This is a genomic window from Pseudofrankia sp. DC12 (genome assembly GCF_000966285.1).
GTDB lineage: Bacteria > Actinomycetota > Actinomycetes > Frankiales > Frankiaceae > Pseudofrankia.
Genome location: NZ_KQ031391.1, coordinates 1,793,579 through 1,814,118, shown reverse-complemented (window position 1 = coordinate 1,814,118; position 20,540 = coordinate 1,793,579). Strand labels below are relative to the sequence as shown.

15 protein-coding genes are annotated in these 20,540 nt (G+C 73.3%); 12 read left to right on the top strand and 3 right to left on the bottom strand.

The genetic code is table 11. From position 1 onward, the window contains the following. Positions 1-19: 19 nt before the first annotated feature. The 6 genes from truB to dapB all read left to right on the top strand — a co-directional run bounded on the left by truB (position 20) and on the right by dapB (position 7,755). Positions 20-988 (top strand): tRNA pseudouridine(55) synthase TruB, encoded by a 969-nt coding sequence (gene truB, locus FRADC12_RS07280; protein WP_232303661.1) that lies wholly within the window; start codon positions 20-22, stop codon positions 986-988. Between the two features lie 197 nt (positions 989-1,185). Continuing rightward, complete coding sequence (locus FRADC12_RS07275) at positions 1,186-2,136, top strand: bifunctional riboflavin kinase/FAD synthetase (RefSeq protein ID WP_045876074.1); 951 nt, start codon at positions 1,186-1,188, stop codon at positions 2,134-2,136. Positions 2,137-2,518: 382 nt separating this feature from the next. Beyond that, the gene (gene rpsO, locus FRADC12_RS07270) at positions 2,519-2,788 is read left to right on the top strand and encodes a 30S ribosomal protein S15 (RefSeq protein WP_045879214.1); all 270 of its coding nucleotides are present in this window, start codon (positions 2,519-2,521) and stop codon (positions 2,786-2,788) included. A 521-nt stretch (positions 2,789-3,309) separates the two neighbouring features. Then, on the top strand, positions 3,310-5,493 hold the full coding sequence (locus tag FRADC12_RS07260) for a polyribonucleotide nucleotidyltransferase (RefSeq protein ID WP_045876072.1): 2,184 nt from the start codon (positions 3,310-3,312) through the stop codon (positions 5,491-5,493). Positions 5,494-5,500: 7 nt separating this feature from the next. Beyond that, positions 5,501-6,853, top strand: a complete 1,353-nt coding sequence (locus FRADC12_RS07255; protein WP_045876071.1) for a M16 family metallopeptidase — start codon at positions 5,501-5,503, stop codon at positions 6,851-6,853. Positions 6,854-7,014: 161 nt separating this feature from the next. Next, complete coding sequence (gene dapB / locus FRADC12_RS07250; RefSeq protein WP_045876070.1) at positions 7,015-7,755, top strand: 4-hydroxy-tetrahydrodipicolinate reductase; 741 nt, start codon at positions 7,015-7,017, stop codon at positions 7,753-7,755. 227 nt (positions 7,756-7,982) lie between these two features. Here dapB and FRADC12_RS07245 read toward each other — a convergent pair whose 3' ends face one another. Continuing rightward, complete coding sequence (locus tag FRADC12_RS07245; protein ID WP_045876069.1) at positions 7,983-10,226, bottom strand: amino acid adenylation domain-containing protein; 2,244 nt, start codon at positions 10,224-10,226, stop codon at positions 7,983-7,985. Positions 10,227-10,294: 68 nt separating this feature from the next. Further along, positions 10,295-12,148: an Hsp70 family protein gene (locus FRADC12_RS07240; protein WP_052710748.1), complete on the bottom strand. Its 1,854-nt coding sequence runs from the start codon at positions 12,146-12,148 to the stop codon at positions 10,295-10,297. A gap of 192 nt (positions 12,149-12,340) precedes the next feature. Between FRADC12_RS07240 and hisS the strand changes: the two genes are divergently transcribed. From hisS to FRADC12_RS07210, 6 genes are all read left to right on the top strand, one after another. Further along, on the top strand, positions 12,341-13,657 hold the full coding sequence (gene hisS / locus FRADC12_RS07235) for a histidine--tRNA ligase (protein ID WP_045876068.1): 1,317 nt from the start codon (positions 12,341-12,343) through the stop codon (positions 13,655-13,657). Between the two features lie 619 nt (positions 13,658-14,276). Beyond that, positions 14,277-15,011: an FAD-dependent thymidylate synthase gene (gene thyX, locus FRADC12_RS07230; protein ID WP_045876067.1), complete on the top strand. Its 735-nt coding sequence runs from the start codon at positions 14,277-14,279 to the stop codon at positions 15,009-15,011. A gap of 101 nt (positions 15,012-15,112) precedes the next feature. Next, positions 15,113-15,820, top strand: coding sequence for an RNA polymerase sigma factor (locus FRADC12_RS07225; protein ID WP_198152819.1), 708 nt, complete (start codon positions 15,113-15,115; stop codon positions 15,818-15,820). After that, on the top strand, positions 15,813-17,102 hold the full coding sequence (locus FRADC12_RS28185; RefSeq protein ID WP_052710747.1) for a CU044_5270 family protein: 1,290 nt from the start codon (positions 15,813-15,815) through the stop codon (positions 17,100-17,102). The genes FRADC12_RS07225 and FRADC12_RS28185 overlap by 8 nt, the downstream gene beginning before the upstream one ends. Before the next feature lie 76 nt (positions 17,103-17,178). After that, positions 17,179-17,472 carry a phosphoketolase family protein gene (locus FRADC12_RS34815; protein WP_045876066.1) on the top strand — a complete coding sequence of 98 codons (294 nt, stop codon included), beginning with the start codon at positions 17,179-17,181 and terminating at the stop codon, positions 17,470-17,472. Between the two features lie 115 nt (positions 17,473-17,587). Beyond that, positions 17,588-18,802, top strand: a complete 1,215-nt coding sequence (locus FRADC12_RS07210) for an acetate/propionate family kinase (protein WP_045876065.1) — start codon at positions 17,588-17,590, stop codon at positions 18,800-18,802. Positions 18,803-18,815: 13 nt separating this feature from the next. Here FRADC12_RS07210 and FRADC12_RS07205 read toward each other — a convergent pair whose 3' ends face one another. Beyond that, positions 18,816-20,471, bottom strand: coding sequence for a hypothetical protein (locus tag FRADC12_RS07205; RefSeq protein ID WP_045879210.1), 1,656 nt, complete (start codon positions 20,469-20,471; stop codon positions 18,816-18,818). Between the last annotated feature and the right edge of the window lie 69 nt (positions 20,472-20,540).

Genomic DNA, 20,540 nt, shown 5'->3' with positions numbered 1-20,540 from the left:
GGTCATGAACGGAGCAGGAGTGACCTTGTCATCGACGTCCGCGGCCGAGCCGTCACCGGCTCCGGTCGCGCCCGCTCCGGCCGCGCCCCCGCCCGTCCTGGACGGGCTGGTAATCCTAGACAAACCGGCCGGCTGGACGTCGCACGACGTGGTGGCGAAGGCCCGGCGGATCCTGCGCACCCGCAAGATCGGCCACGCCGGCACGCTCGACCCGATGGCGACCGGCGTCCTGGTCCTCGGTGTCGGCCGGGCAACCAAGCTGCTCGGCCACCTCGCGCTGACGGAAAAGGAGTACGAGGCGGTCATCAGGCTCGGGGTCACGACCGTCACGGACGACGCCGAGGGCGAGGTCGTCGAGGAGCGCCCGGTGGACGCCGCTCCGGCCGAGCTGGCCGCGGCCATGGCCAGGCTCACCGGCGGGATCGACCAGGTCCCGTCCAGCGTCAGCGCGGTGAAGATCGACGGGAAGCGCGCCTACGCCAGGGTCCGCTCCGGCGAGGAGGTCGCGTTGGCCGCCCGCCGGGTGACCGTGAGCGCCTTCGAGCTGCGGGAGCGCCGGGACCGTGACACCGGCGCCCTCGACCCGGCCGGCACCGACCTGGCCGTGCGGGTCGCCTGTTCGAGCGGGACCTACGTGCGGGCGCTGGCCCGAGACCTGGGCGCGGACCTCGGCTGTGGCGGCCATCTGACCTACCTCCGCCGCACCCGCGTCGGGCCGTTCGACGTCGCGGGTGCGCTGGATCTGGCCGCTTTCGCTGAACGAGCGGGCACGGCGGTGACTCCACTGGCCGACGCGGTCGCCGGGGCCTTCCCGGTGCGGCGCGTGGACGCGGATCAGGCCGACGCCGTGGCGCACGGCCGCCGGCTGCCCGCGGCTGGCCTCGCCGGGCCCTACGGCATCCTCGGCCCGGACGGCACGGCCCTCGCTCTCGCCGAGGACCACGGCCCGCAGGCCCGCTACCTGGTGGTCTTCGCCGCTGCGGGGTGAGCGGTCAGGACCGCTGCTGTGTGCCCCGGGGAGCCCCGCGGGCCGACCGGGCCCGAGCACGGCGTCATCCGGTGGCTAAGGGCGTCCACGCGTCGGCGGCCCGGCCGGCGGGGAGCTCCGGTCGCGGATCCGGTTGTGGATCATGTTGTTCGCCGCACCCGCGAAGGACCGCGCCCGCCATGCCCTAGGCTCGGCACGTGCGTTGGTGGCGAGGGCTGGACAACACACCAGTCGACTGGCGTGGTGGCGTCGTCACGATCGGTTTTTTTGACGGCGTCCATGTGGGCCATCGGAAGATCATCGGTCGGGCCGTCGCGCGGGCGCAGGCGCTAGGCCTGCCGTCGCTGGTGCTGACCTTCGATCCGCACCCGGGCGAGGTGCTGCGCCCCGGCAGCCATCCCGCGCTGCTGACGACGCTGCCGTTCAAGACCGAGCTGCTCGCGGCGAACGGCGTCGATGCCCTGTGCGTGCAGCCGTTCACCCTGGAGTTCAGCGAGATTCCGGCGGAGGAGTTCGTCGCCAAGATCCTGGTCGAGACGCTGCAGGCCCGGGTGGTCGTGGTCGGGCAGAACTTCAGCTACGGCCACCGGGCCCTTGGCAAGATCGACACCCTGGTCCGCTCCGGCGCGCAGCACGGGTTCGAGGTCGACGGCGTCCCGTTGCTGCGCGAGGACGAGCTGACCGGCCCTGACGCGACCCCGGTCGTCAGCTCCACCCACATCCGCGCCCAGGTCGCCGAGGGTGACGTCGCCGGCGCGGCGCAGGGCCTGGGCCGGCTGCACCGGGTCGAGGGGGTCGTGGTGCACGGCGACGCGCGCGGCCGCACCATCGGCTTCCCCACCGCGAACCTGCAGGTCACCCCATGGGCGGCGATCCCGGCCGACGGCGTCTACGCGGGTTACGCCTGCTGGTCGGGCCGTCGTCAGCCGGCCGCGATCTCGATCGGGACGAACCCGACCTTCGCCGGCCGGGAGCGTCGGGTGGAGGCGTTCCTGCTGGACTTCGACGGCGACCTGTATGGCGAGTACATGGCCTTCGAGTTCGTCGCCCTGCTGCGCCCGACCCTTAAATTCAACTCAGTTGAAGAACTCGTCAGCCAGATGACCCTCGACGTCGAGGCGACCCGCACCGCCACCATCCCCACCTGACCCGCGCCGCCGGCGGCCGGCGGGAGCGGCTGGTGGGCGCCGCACGGGCGGACGGCCGACCGCCGTAGCTGCTCGGTTCCCCGCAGTTGATAGGCTGCGGAGTGAAGACGGGTGAGGTGTGTTCGGATCGCTGCTGAGATGTATCGATTTTGAGACGAATCGCTTCTGAGACGGATCGCCGTTGAGACGGATCGCCGTTGAGACGGATCGCCGTTGAGACGGATCGCCGTTGAGACGGATCGCCGTTGAGACGTGGGTGGCCCGAGAAACGGCGAGATCTGATCAAGAGAGATTTTGATCAAGGCGCGGTGTGGACAGTCGGACTGCCTGGGTGACGAAGACCCCGGGCGCGCCCCCCGTACGAGAGATGAAGAGGTGGATCGTGCCGCTTTCCAGCGACGTGAAGCAGAAGATCATGTCCGATTACGCCACGGTCGAGCACGACACCGGCTCCCCTGAGGTGCAGGTGGCGATGCTGACCCGGCGGATCAGCGACCTGACCGAGCACCTGAAGGTGCACAAGCACGACCACCACAGCCGTCGCGGCCTGCTGCTGCTGGTCGGTCGGCGCCGCCGGCTGCTGAACTACCTGCAGAAGACGGACATCGGCCGGTACCGGGCCCTGATCGAAAGACTCGGCCTTCGCCGGTAACGACCAGAGGGAGCGGTCCTTGGGGCCGCTCCCTCTGCCGCATATCGGGTCGAGGCGGCTGATCCTGGTCGCGAGGCGGCTGATCCTGGTCGCGAGGCGGCTGATCCTGGTCGCGAGGCGGCTGATCCTGGTCGCGAGGCGGCTGATCCTGGTCGCCGCCCTGACGGGCGGCTTCCCGGTAGCCCGTGATGCTGGCCCCGGGGGGGGCGACCCCCGGACCCGCGGCGATCCGCGGGTCGCGGGTTCTCGGGCCGGTGGTCCGAGGGCCGGCAGCCGGCGGTTCAGGAGGCCGGCAGGCGGGCGCAAGGTACGAGAACGAGAAGTGCAGAACCGCGTCGGGCGAGACGAGACCCCGGGGCGGCGGAGGACCTGACCGGGTCCGTGGTGGCGCGAGCCGCCGGTCCTCGGTCGTGGCCCCCGGAGGCCCCGCCCTGGTGGGGCCGGCCGAGGGCCACGACTGAGCACCGGCACCCCTTCGCCAGACGGCCCCGGCCAGGCGAAGAGGATGGAGGTCCAAAGAAGTGGATGACTCGACAACGGCGACCGAGGCGGTCGTCACCACCCCGCTAGGCACCCGGACGATCCGGTTCGAGACCGGCCGGCTGGCCAAGCAGGCCGCCGGCTCCGTGGTCGCCTACCTGGGTGACACGATGGTGCTGTCCGCGACGACGGCCAGCAAGAACCCCAAGGACAACCTGGACTTCTTCCCGCTGACGGTCGACGTCGAGGAGCGGATGTACGCGGCCGGGCGCATCCCCGGCTCGTTCTTCCGCCGCGAGGGCCGGCCGAGCGAGGACGCGATCCTGACCTGCCGGCTGATCGACCGGCCGCTGCGCCCGTCGTTCACCAAGGGCCTGCGCAACGAGATCCAGGTCGTCGCGACGGTGCTCGCACTCGACCCGGAGACGCTCTACGACGTGGTCGCGATCAACGCGGCCAGCGCGTCGACGCTGCTCGCCGGCCTGCCGTTCACCGGCCCGGTCGGCGCGACCCGTGTCGGCTACGTCGACGGCCAGTGGGTCGCGTTCCCGACCCACGCCGAGCTCGCCCGCGCGACCTTCGACATGGTCGTCGCCGGCCGTGTGCTGGAGGACGACTCCGACGTCGCGATCATGATGGTCGAGGCGGAGGCGACGCCGGGCACCGTGGCACTGCTCGCCGACGGCGCCCCGGCGCCGACCGAGGACGTCGTCGCCGCAGGCTTGGAGGCCGCGAAGCCCGCGATCCGCGAGCTGTGCCGGGCCCAGCGGGAGCTGGCCGCCGCCGCGGCCAAGCCGGTCCGCGAGTACCCCGTGTTCCTGGACTACACCGACGACGTGCTCGACGTGCTGACCAGTGCGGTCGGCGACGAGCTGGCCGCCGCGCTGCGGATCGCCGGCAAGCAGGAGCGCGAGACCGAGCTCGACCGGGTCAAGGCCCTGGCGGTCGAGAAGGTCGGCTCGCAGTTCGACGGCCGCGACAAGGAGATCGGCGCCGCCTACCGCGCGCTGACCAAGAAGCTGGTCCGCAAGCGGGTCGTCGAGGACGGCCTGCGCATCGACGGCCGCGCGACCACCGAGATCCGCGCGCTGTCCGCCGAGGTGGACTACGTGCCGCGGGTGCACGGCTCCGCGCTGTTCGAGCGTGGCGAGACCCAGATCCTGGGCGTCACGACGCTGGCGATGCTGCGCCTCGAGCAGACCATCGACACGCTCAACCCGGACCGCACCAAGCGCTACATGCACAACTACAACTTCCCGCCGTACTCGACCGGTGAGACCGGCCGGGTCGGCTCGCCGAAGCGCCGCGAGATCGGCCACGGCGCGCTCGCCGAGCGGGCGCTGCTGCCGGTGCTGCCGAGCCGCGAGGAGTTCCCCTACGCGATCCGGCAGGTCTCCGAGGCCCTCAGCTCCAACGGCTCGACCTCGATGGGCTCCGTGTGCGCGAGCACGCTGTCGCTGCTGAACGCCGGTGTGCCGCTGCGGGCGCCGGTCGCCGGCATCGCGATGGGCCTGATCCGCGAGGGCGACGCGTTCGTCACGCTGACCGACATCCTCGGGGCCGAGGACGCCTACGGCGACATGGACTTCAAGGTCGCCGGCACCCGGGACTTCGTCACCGCGCTGCAGCTGGACACCAAGCTCGACGGCATCCCGGCGAACGTGCTGGCCGCCGCGCTGCAGCAGGCCCGCGCGGCCCGGCTCGCGATCCTCGACGTCATGGCCGAGGCCATCGAGGGACCGGACGAGATGTCGCAGCACGCGCCGCGGGTCATCTCCGTCAAGATCCCGGTGGACAAGATCGGCGAGGTCATCGGCCCGAAGGGCAAGATGATCAACCAGATCCAGGCCGACAGCGGCGCCGAGATCACCGTCGAGGACGACGGCACGATCTACATCGGCGCGGCCGACGGCGTCTCCGCGGAGACGGCGCGCTCGGCGATCAACGCGATCGCCAACCCGCAGATGCCGGAGGTCGGCGAGCGGTACCTGGGCACGATCGTGAAGATCACGAACTTCGGCGCCTTCGTCTCGCTCACCCCGGGCAAGGACGGGCTGCTGCACGTCAGCAAGCTCAAGCAGCTCTCCGGCGGCAAGCGGGTCGAGAAGGTCGAGGACGTGCTCAACGTCGGCCAGAAGCTGCAGGTCGAGATCACCGAGATCGACAGCCGTGGCAAGATCAGCCTTTCGCCGGCGGAGGAAGCCGCCGCCGTCGCGGGCGCCTGACACGCACATGACACAACTCGACGAGACCCAGACGCCGTCGGCCCGGACGGCCGCACTGCTCGCGGGGCGCCCGACCGAACAGCTGCTCGGCGGGAGTGCGCGGCGCACGGTCCTGCCCGGCGGCCTGCGGGTGCTGACCGAGCAGGTGCCCGGCGTGCGGTCGGCCGCCATCGGCGTCTGGGCCGGCGTCGGCTCGCGGGACGAGGACCCGGCGACGGCGGGCTGCTCGCACTTCCTGGAGCACCTGCTGTTCAAGGGGACGCCGAGCCGCGACGCGCTGACCATCAGCGCGTCCGTCGAGGCCGTCGGCGGTGATCTCAACGCGTTCACCGCGAAGGAGTACACCTGCTACTACGCGCGGGTCCTGGACGAGGACCTGCCGATGGCGATCGACGTCGTCTGCGACATGGTGGCGAACTCGCTCATCACCGCGGCCGACGTCGAGGCCGAACGGGGCGTGATCCTCGAGGAGATCGCCATGCACGAGGACGACCCCGGAGACGTCGTGCACGACGTCTTCGCCGAGGCCGTCCTCGGCTCGTCGTCGCTGGGCCGCCCGGTTCTCGGCACGATCGACTCGATCGAGTCGCTCAGCCGGGACACGATCGCCGACTACTACCGGGGGCGCTACACCGCGCCGGCGCTGGTGGTCGCGGTCGCGGGCAATATCGACCACGACCGGGCACTGGCGATGGTCGCGGAGGCCTTCGCCGACCGGCTGGCCGGTCCGGCCGACTCCGCCGGGCCACGCGGCGGCGCCTACGGCTACCCGGGCAAGCCGGGGCTGCTCGTCTCGCGCCGGCCGACCGAGCAGGCCAACGTCGTGCTCGGCACCGCGGGCATGTCCCGACGTGACCCGCGCCGGTTCGCGCTGGGCCTGCTCTCGACGGCCCTCGGCGGCGGCATGAGCTCCCGGCTGTTCCAGGAGGTCCGGGAGAGACGCGGCCTGGCGTACTCGGTCTACTCGTTCGCCACGCACTTCGCGGACGCGGGCCTGTTCGGCCTGTACGCAGGCTGCGCGCCCAAGCGGGCCCGCGAGGTGCTGGAGATCTGCCGCGACGAGGTCCGCCAGATCGCCGAGCGGGGGATCACCCAGGAGGAGCTTGACCGGGCCCGCGGCCAGACCCGCGGCTCGCTCGTCCTCGGCCTGGAGGACACCGGCTCCCGGATGAGCCGCCTCGGCAAGGGCGAGCTGGTCCACGGCGAGCTGCTCTCCGTCGACGAGGTGCTCGCCAGGGTCGACGCGGTGACCCTCACCGAGGTCCAGGCGATCGCCGGCGAGCTCGTCGCGCAGCCCTGGGGCCTCGGCGTCATCGGGCCGTTCAAGAACGACGGCGACTTCGCGGCCCTGGTCTCCTGACCGGTCCGCCCACCGAGGCCCTTCCCCGCCGGGGAAGGGCCTCGGCTGGTTCCGGACCGGTCCGAGCCGACCTGGCCCGTACCCACGTGGCGCCGCACTAACCTGACAGAGCGCAGCCGGTCCGTGGGCGTGTCCGCCGAGCTGATGGGTGGTTCCTTTTCATGATCAACGTTGGTGTGCTCGGGTCGCGGGGCCGGATGGGCGCGACCGTCCGCGCGGCCGTCGAGGCGGCCGACGACCTGGCGCTGGTGGCGGCCATCGACGCCGGTGACGACCGGTCGGCCCTCACCAAGGCCGAGGTGGTCGTCGACTTCACCAGCCCGTCCGCCGTCATGGACAACGTGCGCTGGTGCGTCGAGAACGGCCTGCACGCCGTCGTCGGCACCACCGGCTTCGACGACGAGCGCCTGGCCCAGGTACGAGGCTGGCTCGCGGCCTCTCCCGAGGTCGGCGTGCTCGTCGCGCCCAACTTCGGCATCGCCGCGGTCCTGATGATGCGGTTCGCCGCCCAGGCGGCCCCGTACTTCGAGTCGGTCGAGATCGTCGAGCTGCACCACCCGAACAAGGTCGACGCGCCGAGCGGCACCGCGAGGCGCACCGCCCAGCTCGTCGCCGCAGCCCGCCGCGAGGCCGGCCTGGACGCGGCTGGCCCGGACGCCACCACCACGTCCCTGGACGGAGCCCGCGGCGCGACCGTCGACGGCGTCCCCGTGCACGCGGTCCGCCTCGGTGGCCTGGTCGCCCACCAGGAGGTCCTCCTCGGCGGCTCCGGCGAGACCCTGACCATCCGCCACGACTCGCTCGACCGGACGTCCTTCATGCCCGGTGTCCTGCTCGCCGTCCGGCACGTCGGCGCCCGCCCGGGCCTCACCGTAGGCCTGGACCCGCTGCTCGGCCTGTAGCCCGTGGTTTGGCCGGGCCCGCCCTCGACCGGGATGAAGCGAGCGGTCTCGATCCCGTTGTGCGGACTTCCGATCGCGACCTGTGTCTGCCGGATCCGCCCCGACTCGGAGCCCTCGGCGGGTGTGCCGCTCATGAGCAGCCGGTGTACCTCGCACAACAAGGACACTGTCACCGAGCGGCCGTCGTCGACCCAGCCGTACGCGTTCAATCTCGCCGCCGCCGTGGGTCAGCCGAGGCGGTCGCGGGGAACAAGCAGGCGGCGGGCGGGCGGGGCGGCGATCGAGGCGACGATCAGCGTGCCGACGCGGTCGCGCAGGCAGGCGAAGATCGCGACGTGCAGCGGGCGGGCGGACGGGAGCGCGAGGCCGTTGTCTAGCTCGTAGCGGGTGTTGGTGACCTTCCGGAATCCCGCGACCGGGTCGTTGGCGGCGATCGGCGGCGCGTCGGGCCGCCAGGTGACGATCATCTCGGTGCAGCCGTCCGGCCAGGTCCACTGGAGCTTGCCGGCGACGACCGTGAGGTCACGGGCCGGTGCCAGGTCGTCGGCCGGTGTCCGGGTGAGCAGCCGGGTGCGCTCGCCGTCCGGGTCGGCCGCTTCCGCCGGCTGGCCCGCCGCGCCGCCGGCCGGCTCGGTGATCGTCTCGGCGGCCAGCTCCTCCGCGGCCGGTCCGCTCCAGACCGCGGGCTGCGACCACACCCCGCCGATGCCGGCGCGGACCTCGTAGCCCGGGATCGCAGCCGCGGCCGGCACACCGCCGTCGTCGATCCGGGTCGTCGCGGTGACGCCGACCGCGCGGCTGGAACCGTCGGCGCCGATCCGCAGCACGCGATAGCGGACCCCGGGCGTGGGGGAGGCGTCCCAGCTGACCTCGACGGCGCCGGCGGCCCGCCGGACGGCCAGCGCGCCGGGCGGCAGCAGGCTCTCGACGAGCATGGCGCGGGCCTGGCCCGAGTCCGCCACCAGCTCCAGTGCGGCGAGCGCCAGTGCGGCGCGGTCGGCCGGTGCCGCTTGCGCCGCGGCGGCCAGCAGCTCGCCGGCTCGCTGGTAGCGCTCCTCGATCTCCACCGCGACGGCGGCCAGCTCCGCGCCGTCCGGGCCGGGAACGTCCCGGGCGATCCGGCCGAGCTCGTCGGCCAGCTGCCTGGCCTGTTCCAGGCGGTGGGCGGCGACGGCCTGGGCGAGCCGCACCCAGCACTCCTGGCCTCGGCGGATCGACGCCTCGATCGTGTCGCCGAGCCGGCGGATCGGCGGGGTCGCGGTACCGGCGATCTCCAGGGCGTGGGCGAGCCGGTCGCTGGCCGCGATGGGCGCGCCGGCCTCGAGCAGGACCCTGGCCTGGCCGAGAACCTCACGCCACTCGTGGTCACGGGACCCCGGGTCGCCCGGCTGGTCGGCCGGCTCGGCCGCCGTCCTGGGCGTGCCAGTACGGCGCCTCGCCGTCGGCTCGGTCCGCCGGTCCGTGGGCGAGCCCGCCGCCGCGTGTTCCGGCTCGCAGGACGGCCCGACGACGGCGTCGTCCAGGCCGGCCTCACGGGCCAGCGCGCGGACCACGGCCTCGGCTCGGGCTCGGTCGAGGCCCTCGCCGCGCGCCGCCGTGACCAGCGCGGCCGCGTCGGCCGGCAGCAACCGGTCCTCCACGAGCAGCACGGCCGCCAGCCTGGGGCGCAGCAGCTCGGCCGCGGCGGCCGCGAGCCCGTCCAGGTAGGCCTCCGGGTCGCCGTCGATCAGCAGCGTCGCGACGGCGGCCAGCAGGTCGTCGATCAGCGCGCGGCGCCGGTCCGGCCGGCGGGCCCGGTTGCGGGTGGCCGCGTCGTCGTGGGCCGCCCGGATCGTCGCCCGGTCGCTGCCCGGAGGCACGCCGAGCAGGTCGAACAGGCTGCGTGGCGCGTCCTCGCCGACGATGCGGCCGAGCTCGTCCAGGTCGGCCCGGACCTGACGCAGCACCTGGCGTGGCACCGGGCGTCGCGTCGTGCGTTCCGGGGTGCCGGCTGGGACGCGGGGATAGCCGGCGATGCGTCGTTCGAACTCGCCGGCGTCGACGCCGGCCGACGCGGCGATCAGGCGAAGGCCGGGGATCTTGTCTTCGGGCAGCCCGCCGAACCGCTCGACGAGCCGGTCGGCGGCCGAGGCCACCGTGGTGAACCGTTCGGAGTCCCGCTCCGCGCGGGCCTGGGCCACCAGCGCGGCCAGCTCGGCCCGCGCCTGTCGGCCCCGCAGTGCCGCCGCGAGCTCGGCATGCTGGCGCAGCAGGGCGTCGATCACGCCGCGGTAGCGAGGATGGTCGCGGCTGCGCTGCCAGAACGCCCAGACCGCGTCGATCCGGGCCGCGACGGCTGCGTCGTCGAGCGTGGCCGCCTCGGCCAGCGGAATGTCGTAGATCTCGAACGGGTCACTGTGCTCGACCCCGCCGCGCGCATGGATCGGCCCCAACACCCGGCTTCGGTAGTCGTTGGCGTCGAACGGCCCCATCAGATCCCTGCCCTCGTCATCCTTCCGCTGCGTCGTCCAGGCGCTGTGTCGTCCAGGCGGCCCGGGGCTCAGGTCCAGCCGATCGGTGGTCCACCGAGGCCGCCGCGGAAGCCGGGTCCGGGTGCCGGGCCGCGGCCGGGGTTGCCATCGGTGGGCCGGCGGGCGCGGCTCGCGTCCCTGGCCCGGCGGGCGCGGGCGACCTGGTCCCGCTCCCGGGCCACGTCCGCCTGGCTGAGCGCGGCGGACGTCTCCACCCGGACGGTCAGCGGCCGGTCGGCGAGGCCCTCGTGCCGCGCGGTGACCTCCAGGATGCCGTCGAAGCCCATCCGGAAGGTGATCTCAATCTCGGTTCCGGCCGGGTAGCCGGCCGGGATCTCGGCGATCTCGGCCTCGGCGATGACCTTGTTGTCGTCCAGGCGGCGGGACTCGGTCCCGCCCGCCTGCTCGACGACGTAGACCGTGACGGCGTCCTGGTCGTCGCGCACCGTCCCGAACGGGCGGCGCACGACGACGGGCAGCCGGTCGTTGCGATGCACCAGGAAGACGGCGCCGTGCTCGCCGTACCGGTCGAGCGCGAGCACCCCGAAACCGCGGGAGATGACGTTGATGACCTGCACCTCGACGGTGCGGCGCACCCGCGCCGCCGGCAGGCCGAGCGCGTCGGCCAGGCGGCGGCAGGCCGCGTCCAGGTCGGCCGGGTCGGCGGTGTCGACGCCCGCGCCGTCGGCCAGCTGGCCGCGGGTCACCAGATCGCCGACGACGAGCCGCTCGAGCGCCTTCTTCTCACCGTAGATCGCCGCGCCCTTCGCGACGGCCAGGTCAGGGTCGGTCAGCTCGACCGGGACACCGAACTCCTCGGACAGCCGGCGGGCGACGGCGGGCATCCGGGAGGCGCCGCCCACCAGCAGGACCCGGTCGACGCCGCTGGCCCCGCGCTCGGTGGCCGCCGCGACGGCCGCCCGGGTCAGCGTGAGGGTGCGGTCCAGCAGGCCGCTGGTGAGCCGTTCCAGCTCGGCGCGGGTGAGCTCGACGTCCAGCGCCGCGCCCGCGTGCTCGACCCGTACCACGGTCGCCGTGCGGCCGGTCAGCTCGCGGCGGGCCTGCTCGGCCGCCAGGGACAGCGTCTGCGCGGCGGCGCCGTCGTCGAGCAGGTCGGGCAGCGCCGGGTACTTGGCGGTGAAGGCGTCCGCCAGGTGGAGCACCAGCTTCTCGTCCCAGTCCGCGCCGCCGAGCTGGTGGTCGCCGTCGATCGCCACCACCGAGACCCGGCGGTCGGCGAGCTCGACGATCGTGACGTCGAACGTGCCGCCGCCCAGGTCGTAGACCAGCGCGACCTCCTCGTCGGCGGCGCCCGGGCCGGCGAGGGTGCGCCGGGAGCCCACCTCGAAGCGGGCGAAGCCGTAGGAGAGCGCGGCCGCGGTCGGCTCGTTGATGACGTCGACGACGTTCAGGCCGGCGTACTCGCCGGCGAGGACGGTCGCCCGGCGTTCCTCGTCGCCGAAGTAGGCCGGGACGGTGATCACGACGTCGCGCACCGGCTCGCCGCCGGTCAGCTCGGCGTCGGAGATCAGCGCCGAGAGGATCAGGCCGCTGACCGCGGGGGCCGACCAGGCCGTGCCCGGCGGCGCTCCGGCCGGCACGAAACGCCACTCACCGTCGCCCATCCGCCGCTTGACCAGTGCGCACACGTCGTCCGGCCGGGACCGGGCGAGCTGGCGGGCGGTCTCGCCGGTGATGTAGTCGTCGGAGCCGACGAAGAGGACGACGCTGGGCAACGTCGACGAGCCGTCCAGCAGGGGCACGATCTCGGCTTCGCCGGCCGGGGAGACGCGGGCCAGGCAGCTGAAGGTGGTGCCGAGGTCGATGCCGAAGACCGTCCCGTCTCCGGACAGGCCGGATGAACCGCCTCGTCGTGCGCGCACGGGCAAAAACCTATCCGGTCGCGGACTTCGACGGGCTCTGGATGCCCGATCGGCCGTTCGATCGGGGCGGGTAGAGTAACGGCCCGTGCATATCGTCCTCTCGCCGCGACATCGGTAGCGGGCCCGCGTTCGTCCGCGCGCCGCGCTGTTGCCGTTCTTCAAGCCAAGGTGAGAGGTCAGGATTTTTCCGCGATGAGTGACGCCCCGATCGTCAAGCCGGTCGCGATCAGCGGATTCCCCGAATGGCTACCGGGGGTCAGGGCCGTCGAGCTGGCCTGGCTCGACCGGATTCGCGCCACCTTCGAGCGGTACGGCTTCTGTTCCGTCGAGACGCCGTCGGTGGAGTCGCTCGACGTGCTCGCCGCCAAGGGAGAGACCTCCCAGGAGGTCTACGCGCTGCGTCGGCTGCAGGCCGAGTCCGGCGACGACTCCGGCCGCCTCGGGCTGCACTTCGACCTGACGGTGCCGTTCGCGCGTTACGTCGCCGCGCACTTCAACGACCTCGCCTTCCCGTTCCGGCGCTACCAGATCCAGCGGGTCTGGCGGGGTGAACGGCCCCAGGAGGGCCGGTTCCGCGAATTCACCCAGTGCGACATCGACGTCATCAACGTCGACTCGGTGCCGTTGTACTTCGACGCCGAGCTGCCGCGGATCGTGCACGAGGTGCTCACCGAGCTCGGCGTCCCGGCCTGGACGTTGAACGTCAACAACCGCAAGCTGCTGCAGGGCTTCTACGAGGGACTCGGCATCGACGACCCGGTGGCCGTCATCCGGGCCGCGGACAAGCTCGACAAGATCGGCGCTGACGGCGTCGCGAAGGTGCTCGTCGACCAGGTCGGGCTCACGTCCGCGCAGGCGAAGTCGGTGCTGGACCTCGCCGCCGTCAAGGCCGACGGCTCGGCCGCCGTCGTCGACGCCGTCCACCGGCTTGGGGTGAAGTCCGACCTGCTCACCACCGGTCTCGACGAGCTGACGTTCGTCCTCGACGAGCTCGCCGACCTGCCGGCCGGCAGCGTGGTCGCCGACCTCTCGATCGCGCGGGGCCTGGACTACTACACGGGCACGGTCTACGAGGCGAAGTTCGTCGACTGGCCTGGCTTCGGCAGCATCTGCTCCGGCGGCCGCTACGACGACCTGGCCGGCTCGTTCATCCGGCGCAACCTGCCGGGCGTCGGCATCTCCATCGGCCTGACCCGGATCTTCGCCAAGCTGGTCGCCGAGGGGATGATCACCCCGGGACCGGCGAGCCCCGCCGATGTCCTCGTCATCATCCCGAGTGACGAGCGGCGCCGGGTCGCTGTCACGGCCGCCGCGCGGCTGCGCGCCCGCGGCCTGAAGGTCGAGACCTACCACCAGGCCGACCGGCTGAACAAGCAGTTCCGCTACGCCTCCCGCAAGGGCATCGGCGCGGTCTGGCTCCCGCCGTTCGAGGACGGCAAGCCCCACGAGGTCAAGAACCTGGCCACCGGCGAACAGACCGAGGCCGACCTCGAGACCTGGACCCCCTGAGGCGCGGCTGCTCGCCGTTTCGGCCCTCGCGTGGTTGTGCCCAGCGGCCGTCAACGACCACCCGAAGGTCCAGACGGCGATCATTGCGCCAAGGCGGATCGCCCGGGTTCCGGGCGTCGTGGCGACCGCCCATAACGGCCCACCGGGAAGCTGACCCGGGGGGTCAGCCTGCTCGGTGGGCCGCTAGCCGGGGGTGACGGGGGCGAAGACCCCGGCCGTAGCCGTAGTGGCTGTCCGTCGGCGAGGCCGGCGGCGGGTACACAGTCACCTTGGCGGTGGCGACCGCTCGTGAGCGGCTGCCGGTTCCGGTGTACCACGGTCGTGCGCGGCGACCCAGACCTTGCTCCGGACGGGTGACCGGACGGGTATGTGGGTGCGGACACCGCCCCACTCGGGGGTCTCTTCCCGGCGAGTCCGGGTGCGTACCAGGTCGTCGGGCTCGGCCCACCCGCGGGTTCGGCTCGCTGGAGACCGTCGTGCCCGGGCGGCTGACCGCACGGACGGCGTCGCTCGGCGTGGTCTTCGATCCGATGCCGGCAACCGGGAACCGGGACATCTGGCCCGGCGGTTACGGTGGTTCGGCCGCCTTCAGCAAGGCGGGGAGATCGTGGAGGTGGCAGTGCGGGTTCAGGTGATCGCGCGGACGGAGTTCCTCCCGCCGGCCGACGTGCCGTGGGAGACCGACGCCGACGGCGGTCAGGCGCTGGCCGAGTTCGCCGGCCGGGCCTGCTACCAGAGCTGGAACAAGCCGAACCCGGCGACCGCCACCAATGCTGGCTACCTGCGCCACATCCTCGATGTCGGTCATCTGTCCGTGCTGGAGCACGGCACGGTGACGCTTTACATCACGGGTGTCTCCCGCAGCCTCACCCACGAGCTGGTCCGCCACCGGCACTTCTCCTACAGCCAGCTCTCCCAGCGCTACGTCCCGGAGCGCGACGCCGAGATGGTCGAGCCCGAGGTCGTCGCGGCCGACCCGGAGCTGCACGCGCTGTTCCAGGAGGCCGCCGCCGCGTCGCTGGAGGCGTACTCGAAGCTGCTGGAGGGCCTGGAGAAGCACTTCGCCGAGGTGGCCGCGCCGACCTCGCGGCGCAAGCAGGCCCGGCAGGCAGCCCGCTCCGTGCTGCCGAACGCCACCGAGACCCGCATCGTCGTCACCGGCAACTACCGGGCCTGGCGGCACTTCATCGGGATGCGGGCCTCCGAGTCGGCCGACGTCGAGATCCGCGGCCTGGCCATCATGGCGCTGCGCGCCCTCCAGGACGTCGCCCCCAACGTCTTCGCGGACTTCCGGGTCTCCACGCTCGACGACGGCACCGAGGTCGCGTCCAGCCCGCTCGTCTCCGAGGGGTAGCCGTCCCGCGCGGCCGGCCACCGGGCCGTCGTCTCGGGGCGGCCTGACCCGGCGGCGACAGCCCCCGTGAACCCGATGCGCCGTTTCGGGCAAATACACGTGTGAGCGCAGAGACCAGCGTCCCAGCCGTCGCGCAGTCGGCCGATGTCCCGCGCGGGCGTGGGCAGTGGCCGCTCGGGGCGTCCGGACCGGCGGACAGTCCTGTCGTTCCGGCTCGAGATCAGCCGCCGGAGCGGACCGACGCGCAGATCGTCGCGCGGTCCGTCGAGATGCCCGCGGCCTTCGCGGAACTCTTCGACCGGCACGCGGTGGCGATCTACCGGTACCTGGCGCGCCGGGCCGGGCCGCAGGCCGCGGACGACCTGGTGGCCGCGACCTTCCTGGTCGCGTTCGAGCGGCGCGCCGCCTACGACCTGGATCGTGCCGACGCCCGGCCCTGGCTGTACGGCATCGCGTCGAACCTGGTCGGGCGCCAGCACCGCGACGAGGCCCGCATGCTGCGGGCTTACGCGCGCAGCGGCGTCGACCCAGCGGCCGAGGACGGCATGGACCGAGCGCTGGAGCGGGCCGACGCCCAGGCCTCTGGGCCGGCCGTCGCGGCCGCCGTCGCGGAGCTTGCGGTCGAGGACCGGGACGTGCTGCTGCTGTTCGCCTGGGCCTCGCTGAGCTACGCGGAGATCGCCCAGGCCCTCGCGATCCCGGTCGGCACCGTGCGCTCACGCCTGCACCGGGCCCGTCGCCGGGTCCGGGCCGCCCTCGACACCGACGCCGGCCGCCCGATCGTGACCGAGGAGAGCGACCATGGCTGACCACCTCCCGGTGCCCGGGGCTGGCCGCGCACCAGACGCCCGCCCGAACCCGGCCGCCGCCCTCAACGGCGCGTGGACGGCGGTCCCCGCGGACGAGACGTCCGGCAGCCTGACCGCCGGCCAGCTGGCCGCCGAGGAGGCCGTGGTCCGGGCCGAGCTCGCGCCGTTGGCCGGGCTGCGTCTCGGTCTTCCCGAGCCGAGGGCCGCCGCGCTCGCGACCGCTCGCGACCGGCTGCTGGACCGGGCGGCACGGGTGAGCGCCGCCGACGTGCCCGCCGCCCGCTCGATGGCCGCCGGTGCGCCGGCCACAGCGCGGACCACCGAGCTGGACGTGGCGTCGGGCCGCGCGGCCCGCCACCGGCGGCGGCTACGGCCGCGGATCACGACCCGCCGCGTGATCGCGGTAGTGGTCACGGCCGTCGTCGTGGCGGCTGGGCTGTTCACACTCGACACGGTGACGGTGGGGGGCAGGGCGGACGCGACCGCCGAAGCGTCGACCCTGCTGCGGCAGGCCGCATCCGCCCTGTCGACGAAGGCGGATCCGCCGGTCGGCCCGACGCAGTACCGGGAGATCACCACCCGAGCCTCCAACGCTGGGACAGCCCAGGGGAGGGACGGCAGGGAGGCGACCTGGCTGGAGGAGTCCGTGACCAGGACCTGGATTCCCGGCGACCCGACAAAGCCCTGGATCCTGCAGCAAGGCGGCCCTAGGTCGATTCACTGGTTCAACCCCGCGGACGAGGCCTGGGCGAAGGCCAACGGGCTGGTCGGGCCGGGTTCCCCGCCGTATCTGACCCGGGCCGTCGACGGCGAGTTCAACGGCCCGATCTCGGACATTCAGGCCTGGCAGGCCCCGACTCCGGGCTTCCTGTCCCGCCTGCCGCGCGACCCGGACAAGCTGCTGGCGCGGATCTACCACGACTCGAGTGGCGAGGGCAGGTCCAAGGACGGCGAGGCGCTGGTCTTCATCGCCGACGTCATGCGCTGCGGATTCGTGCCCGCGGATCTGCGGGCCGCGTTCTTCCGCGCCGCGACCGGCATCCCGGGCGTGACGGTCACGGACCACGCGGCGAACCTGGCCGGCCGTACCGGAGTCGCCGTCGGCCGCGACGAGGGCGGCGGCACCCGCCAGGAGATGATTTTCGACCCGGCCACGGGCCAGTTCATCGGAGAGCGGGAGGTCGTCCTGAACGCCGACTACATTCCCGGGGTCGCGGTGGGTACCGCGATCTCCTACACGGCGGTGAGCAGCGAGGTCGTCGACTCGGCCCCCACCGGCTGACCGTACTGGGCCGGCCAGGCCGGAAGTCACAGCCTGAGGGTCGGCAAGGCAGGTCGGAACGGGTCGGTTCGCCGCGGTGCTGGACCACGCGCTCGAGGAGATCGCCCGAATCCAGCGGGAGGCCAGTGCGAGCGCCGCGGCCGGCCAGGATGTCAGCCGCTCCGCATGGCCCATGATCATCATGCGGACCCCGAAGGGCTGGACCGGGTTCCACCTCGTCGCGGATGTGATCGACCGGGTTCCGGCACTGGGCGCCCGGGCGGCCCACATCCGCCAGCTGATGATCGACGAGCGCCTCCGGGTCCGCGCGTACACCCGCGAGCACGGCGAGGACCCGCCCGAGATCAGCGACTGGGTCTGGCCCTACTGACCAGGCCCATGCGGGCTGGCCTACGCGGTGGACGTCGGGTGCCGGGCATTCGCGGTCGCGGGGTATGACTACGGCTGGCGCTCGCGTCTCGTCACCGGCTGGGAGCTGATCACAGATGAACGGGCGGTCGTCGCCAGCCGTGGACGTGCTGGTGGTCAACGCGGGTTCGTCGACGCTGAAGCTGGCCCTCGTCGCGCCGGATGACGCCCTGGTCGGCGCCCGCGAGCTGGCCGCGCCCGGCGGCCACGCCGATCTCGCCGAGGTCCGAGCCGCCATCGACGGTCTGCTCGACCGACGCGGCCGCGGCCGCGCCGACAGTGGCCCCGGCGGCGGCGCCGGCGACCAGCTCGACCGGGCCGGCGCCGGGCGGCTGGCCGTCGGGCATCGGATCGTGCACGGCGGCCTGGAGTTCACCGCGCCGGTCCAGATCGACGCTCGCGTCGCCGGGAGGCTCGCCGAGCTGACCGCACTCGCGCCGCTGCATCAGCCGGCCGCGCTCGCGGCGCTCGACGAGGCGAGGACGCTGCTGCCGGACGCCGTCCAGGTCGCCTGCTTCGACACCGCCTTCCACGCGACGCTGCCGCCCGCCGCGACCACCTACGCCCTGCCGGCGGCCTGGCGCGAGCGCTACGGCCTGCGCCGCTACGGCTTCCACGGCCTGTCGCACTCCTACGCGGCCGGCCGGGCCCGCGAGCTGACCGAGGCCATGACCGGATCGCCAGCCCGCCGGATCGTCACGTGCCACCTGGGCTCGGGGGCGTCACTCGCGGCCGTGCGGGACGGGATCAGCGTTGACACGACGATGGGCTTCACCCCGCTGGAAGGGCTCGTGATGGCGACCCGCTCCGGCGATGTCGACCCCGGGCTGCTCCTCTGGCTGCAGACCTCCGGCGGGCTCAGCGCCGAGGAGCTGACCGACAGGCTCTTCCACGCGTCGGGCCTGGTTGCCCTCGGCGGAACAGCCGACATGCGCGCCCTGGTCGAGCGTGCTGGGCAAAGCGACGAAGCGGCAGATCTCGCGCTCGCGGTGTACCTGCGCCGGCTGCGCGCCGGCATCGCCGCCATGGCCGCGTCGTTGGGCGGACTCGACGCGCTCGTCTTCACCGGCGGTGTCGGCGAACACTCACCCCAGATCCGGGCCACGGCGGCGGACGGCCTCGCCTTCCTCGGGATAGGCCTGGACCTGACCCGCAACGCCGGCCATGACCCGACCATCGACCCCGACGCCGACCTCACAGCCGAGGGCGCACCCGTCCGCACCTTCGTGCTCGCCGCCCGCGAAGATCTGGAGATCGCCCGCGGCGTCCGCTCGGTGCTGGCATCCCGCTGACGGCCCGAGTGCGTCAGCGGCCGGCCGGCGCGACAGTCGCTGGCGGCGAGGTGGGCGCGGCGCCGTCGGCCGGGCGGTGCCAGCCGACGGCGCGCAGGCCGGACAGCACGGCCAGGACGACCAGGAGGGCCAACAGGGTGGTCTTGGCGGGGCCGAGGACCCAGGCGGCGAGGCTGCTGCGCTCGCGGGTCAGCAGGATCGTCGCCGCGAACGAGGACGGGATCGTGATCACGGCGACCGCGTCGGGCCCGAGCCTGAACGGCAGCGCCGCGAGGCCCACGGCCAGGGCCATCAGGATGAGCAGCGCCACCGTCACGCGGGAGACGTCCGGGGAGATCGACAGGCCGACCGAGAGGCGGGCCCGGCTGGGGCGCCGGACGTCGGTCGTGTAGTAGGCGTAGACCTCGCGGTTGTGCTGGACGTCCTCGACGTAGATCTGCTCTATCTCGTGGTTGTAGAGGTCGAGGACGGCGGGATGGCTGAGCTCGATGCTCGAGTCGTCCGTGCCGATGCTGACGTGGTAGCTGCCCGGGCCGCCGGGGTCCAGGTCGACGAGCGCGACCGGGTTCGTCAGGGCCAGCGCGCGGGTGGGCCGGCGCCACCACCAGCCCGGGGTGCTCCGGGACGGCGGCGGCGGGCGCCGGCACAGGATCGCGCGGCGCTCCTCGGTCATCTTGATCAGGCTCGGCTGGTATGGATCGAGGCGGACAGCGGCGAGCGCCTCCCAGCGCCGGCCGTACTCGGCGACCGTCGAGAGCACCGGTTCGGCGTCGGGGCCGGCGGCCTCCAGCTGGGCGACCCAGCTGACGAACTCCGCCAGGTGGCCCTCGACCTCGTCGACGGTCGGGCTGTCGGGGCCGTCGGGGTCGCGCCACAGCTCGCCGGCCGCGAGCAGCAGTGTGCCGGCGCTGCACAGCGCGTCGAACGGCTCGTCGAGCGCCCTGGTGAGCACCTCCTGCGCGGGTTTGGCCAGCACGGACCACTGGAGCAAGGTCGGCTCCGGCACCCACAGCTCGGCGGCGCGGCCCAGGTAGGTGCGCAGCGCGGCGAGCCGCAGCGGGCCGCGGCCGTTCGACGGTGCCAGCCTCGGGTAGTTGCCGGAGAACTTGCCGGGACGGAACCTGGAGATCGCGTCCACCATCCGGCGGACCGGTGCCGACGGTGGCAGGCCGATCCCGGCGGCCAGCAGCGCGACGACGTTCCCCTGGATCGCCACCGAGGTGGAGTAGGGCATCAGGTGGGCGGCGGTGTCGCCGGGGCCGGAGAGGTCGAAGCCGACCAGCGCGCGCTTGGGCAGCGTCGAGATCGGCAGCAGCACCGAGACCTCGGGCGGGAGTGCGCCGGAGGTGTCGACCCGGCCGGTCGGCGGGACGACGGCGCTCAGCAGTCCGTCGAGCGGGCCCCAGTTCACGGAGCGGGCGAGCTGCGCGCGGTTCGCCGACAGCAGGGTGAACTGGTCGACGACGCGGCGGCGCACGCCGAAGAACTCGGCTGGCGGCGCGAGCAGGGTGGTCGTCACCTCGTCGACGTCGGTCAGGTCGAGGATCGGCGCGGCCGCCGCGTCGTCGAGCCGCCGCCAGCGGGCGAGCGCCTGGCCGCCGGTCCCCGGGCCGGGCGGCGGGCCGGTGCCGTCGGGCGCCGGGCCCGCGCCGTCCGCGCCGTCGGTCATCGGCACCGCTCCAGGCCGGCCGTAAGGCGCGCGAGACGGCCGACTGCCACCGTCGCAGACTAGGACATT

What these genes read in the sequence shown, in the direction of transcription:
- FRADC12_RS07210 (WP_045876065.1), top strand. Translation starts at nt 17,588, where the DNA reads ATGAACGGGCGGTCGTCGCCAGCCGTGGACGTGCTGGTGGTCAACGCG.
- FRADC12_RS07245 (WP_045876069.1), bottom strand. Translation starts at nt 10,226, where the DNA reads ATGGGGCCGTTCGACGCCAACGACTACCGAAGCCGGGTGTTGGGGCCG.
- FRADC12_RS07205 (WP_045879210.1), bottom strand. Translation starts at nt 20,471, where the DNA reads ATGACCGACGGCGCGGACGGCGCGGGCCCGGCGCCCGACGGCACCGGC.
- hisS (WP_045876068.1), top strand. Translation starts at nt 12,341, where the DNA reads ATGAGTGACGCCCCGATCGTCAAGCCGGTCGCGATCAGCGGATTCCCC.
- FRADC12_RS28185 (WP_052710747.1), top strand. Translation starts at nt 15,813, where the DNA reads ATGGCTGACCACCTCCCGGTGCCCGGGGCTGGCCGCGCACCAGACGCC.
- dapB (WP_045876070.1), top strand. Translation starts at nt 7,015, where the DNA reads ATGATCAACGTTGGTGTGCTCGGGTCGCGGGGCCGGATGGGCGCGACC.
- FRADC12_RS07255 (WP_045876071.1), top strand. Translation starts at nt 5,501, where the DNA reads ATGACACAACTCGACGAGACCCAGACGCCGTCGGCCCGGACGGCCGCA.